At 64.1% G+C, this 2,898-nt stretch carries 2 protein-coding genes, 1 tRNA gene and 1 pseudogene; 3 read left to right on the top strand and 1 reads right to left on the bottom strand.

Annotated features, from left to right (window positions below):
• Positions 1 to 747 (top strand): annotated as a pseudogene (locus AHiyo1_RS16265) (MaoC family dehydratase); the annotation flags it as partial.
• A gap of 294 nt (positions 748 to 1,041) precedes the next feature.
• On the opposite strand, the gene AHiyo1_RS16260 reads toward AHiyo1_RS16265, so the two are convergent.
• Positions 1,042 to 1,125, bottom strand: a tRNA-Leu gene (locus tag AHiyo1_RS16260).
• A 276-nt stretch (positions 1,126 to 1,401) separates the two neighbouring features.
• Between AHiyo1_RS16260 and AHiyo1_RS16255 the strand changes: the two genes are divergently transcribed.
• Both AHiyo1_RS16255 and AHiyo1_RS16250 read left to right on the top strand, forming a co-directional pair.
• Positions 1,402 to 2,706, top strand: coding sequence for a M20/M25/M40 family metallo-hydrolase (locus AHiyo1_RS16255; RefSeq protein ID WP_059389243.1), 1,305 nt, complete (start codon positions 1,402 to 1,404; stop codon positions 2,704 to 2,706).
• Positions 2,707 to 2,716: 10 nt separating this feature from the next.
• The coding region (locus AHiyo1_RS16250; RefSeq protein WP_148667631.1) for an acyl-CoA dehydrogenase family protein at positions 2,717 to 2,898 on the top strand (182 nt) is incomplete at its 3' end.

The raw sequence follows: 2,898 nt of genomic DNA, 5'->3' as shown, positions 1-2,898 counted from the left end.
CGAACCTCACCGCCTACCAGCACCTGATCGGCGAGACAGCGAGTGACGCACTGCCGGCGGGCTTCATCCATGCCCTTGCGTTCCCGGTTGCCATGAGCGTGCTTAACCGGGACGACTTCCCGCTTCCCTTGCTGGGGATGATCCATTTGAAGAACCATGTGGAGCAATTGCGGGCAGTCCAGTTCAGTGAGCCGCTCGACGTCCGGTCCTGGGCAGAGCACATGCGCGGCCACAGGGCTGGAACCCAGCTGGACGTCGTCGCCGAAGTCCGGTCAAGCAACGGCGGGGCCTTGCTCTGGCGCGGCGTCTCGACGTACCTCGCCAAGGGGGTCTTCCTTCCGGGAGTCGACAAGGCCGCCGCGGCCGCCGCTCCACCGGAGTTCAGGGCGCCCGCACCAACCGCCGTCTGGCAGCTCGGAGTGGATACCGGCCGCCTGTACGCCGCCGTATCCGGGGACTTCAATCCGATCCACTTGAGCCTGCTCTCGGCCAAGGCGTTGGGCCTGCCGCGGTCGATCGCGCACGGCATGTACCTTGCGTCCCGGGCTTGGCTGACGTGGGCTCGGTGAAGTCGGAAGCGTTCCGGTGGGACGTGAACTTCGAGCGCCGGTGTTCCTTCCGGCGCGGGTGGCCCTGGAAATCGGCACGGTCCACTCCGCGTCAGGCTCGTGGGAGCGTTCGGACTACGTGGCCTGGAACCCGCGAAGCGGCAGGAGGCACTTCAGCGGATCCGTGACGGCGCTGTAGGGCGCCGGTTTCGGGGTTCCAGGTTCAGGCGCAAGCTTCAGGGTCACGGTCCAGGTCCAACAAGAGCTACGACGACGGCGGTCACCCACGCGGGCGGCCGCCGTCGTCGCGCCTGACGGAGCCGGATTCAGAGCCGGGTCGCGGAGCCGGGTTCGACGGCGGATTCATTGCCGGTGGTGAATTCCCAGTAATGCAATTTAATAAATGTGATGAACGCCGCATTAGCGTCCGAAAAGGCAAATTCAGGTTAAACAAACAAGGCCTGGAATTCTCAGAATTCCAGGCCTTGCAATTGTGCGCGGAGGGGACTTGAACCCCCACCCCCTTTCGAGGACTAGCACCTCAAGCTAGCGCGTCTGCCATTCCGCCACCCGCGCAGGTGGTGTTCGGAGCGTTCGTTCTGCGCCTCTCGGCGCTTCTCTTTCCTCCGAAGCAGCGAGAAAAACTCTAACACGGTTTCTGGGAAATAAAAAAACCGGAGCTCGAGACGGCGCTGTCAACGGCAATTGGGCCTCGCCAATCCGCGCCAAAACGCGGGAAAGCGCGCGGCCAAACGGGCATGCGGTGGGTAGGCTGGGGGAAGCGCGCGGGGAGCGTCCGCACCATCTGCCTTCCCGCCGGAGTACGTCCATCCCAGCCAGCAAGGAGAGTTCCATGACTGATATCCGACCCGAGGACGAAGTAGTCCGGATCTGCCAGGAACTCATCCGCATAGACACCTCGAACTTCGGTGACGATTCCGGTCCTGGCGAACGCGCCGCAGCGGAATACACGGCGGCGCTTATTAATGAAGTTGGATTGGACGCGGAAATCTTCGAGTCGGCTCCGGGCCGGGCCAATGTTGTCACGCGCATGGCCGGGGAGGACCCCTCGGCCGGCGCCCTGGTGGTGCACGGCCACCTCGACGTGGTTCCGGCGCTCAAGGACCAGTGGTCCGTGGATCCCTTCAGCGGCGAACTCAAGGATGGACTCATCTGGGGACGCGGCGCCGTGGACATGAAGGACATGGACGCCATGATCCTCGCGGTCATGCGTGACTTCGCCCGGACGGGACGCAAGCCCAAGCGCGACATCATCTTTGCCTTCTTCGCCGACGAGGAAGCCGGGGGCAACCACGGCGCGCGCTACGCCGTCGAGCATCGCAGGGAACTCTTCGACGGCGCAACGGAAGCGATCTCCGAGGTAGGTGGGTTCTCGGCCACCATCGGGGGCCAGCGCACCTACCTGCTGCAGACCGCGGAGAAGGGACTTTCCTGGCTGCGCCTTGTGGCGCACGGCCGTGCCGGGCACGGCTCGCAAATCAACACCGACAACGCGATCACCCGCCTGGCCGGGGCAGTCACGAGGATCGGCGAATACCCCTGGCCGATTGAGCTGACCCCCACTACCCGTCAGTTCCTCGACGGCGTGACGGAACTGACCGGCGTCGAGTTCGATCCGGACAATCCCGAGGCCCTGCTGAAGGAACTCGGCACGGTCGCCCGCTTCGTCGGAGCCACCCTTCAAAACACCTCGAACCCCACGCTGCTGAGCTCCGGATACAAGCACAACGTCATCCCCGAATCGGCCGAAGCGCTGGTGGACTGCCGCACGCTCCCCGGCCAGCAGGAGATGGTCTTCGAAACCGTCAAGAAACTCGCCGGAGACGGCGTGGAGGTCAGCTACGTCAACAAAGACGTGTCCCTGGAAGTGCCGTTTGCCGGCAACCTGGTCGACGCCATGATCGATGCCTTGCACTCGGAAGACCCCGGCGCCAAAGTGCTGCCCTACACCTTGTCCGGCGGCACCGACAACAAGTCGCTCAGCAAGATCGGCATCACGGGCTACGGATTCGCCCCGTTGATGCTCCCGGAGGAACTCGACTTCACTGGCATGTTCCACGGGGTCGACGAACGCGTTCCTGCCGATTCGCTCAAGTTCGGGTCCAGGGTGCTCAACACCCTGCTCAGCAACTACTAGGGAGAACGCCTTGACCCCCGAAGAGATCCTGCCGGACGAGATGCTCCGTCGCATCCGGGACCGCGCAGCGGGGTACGACCAGAACAACTCGTTCTTCCACGAGGATCTTGAGGAGCTCGCCGCGGCGGGATACCTGAAGATCTTCGTCCCGGAGTCCGACGGCGGACTGGGGCTCGGGCTCGAAGCCGCGGC

This window comes from Arthrobacter sp. Hiyo1 (genome assembly GCF_001263615.2).
In the GTDB taxonomy this organism is placed as follows: domain Bacteria; phylum Actinomycetota; class Actinomycetes; order Actinomycetales; family Micrococcaceae; genus Arthrobacter.
The sequence above is the reverse complement of the archived record's forward strand: the minus strand, read 5'-3'. Positions and strand labels throughout refer to the sequence as shown.

Coding starts and splice junctions, on each gene's coding strand:
- AHiyo1_RS16255 (WP_059389243.1), top strand. CDS start 1,402: ATGACTGATATCCGACCCGAGGACGAAGTAGTCCGGATCTGCCAGGAA.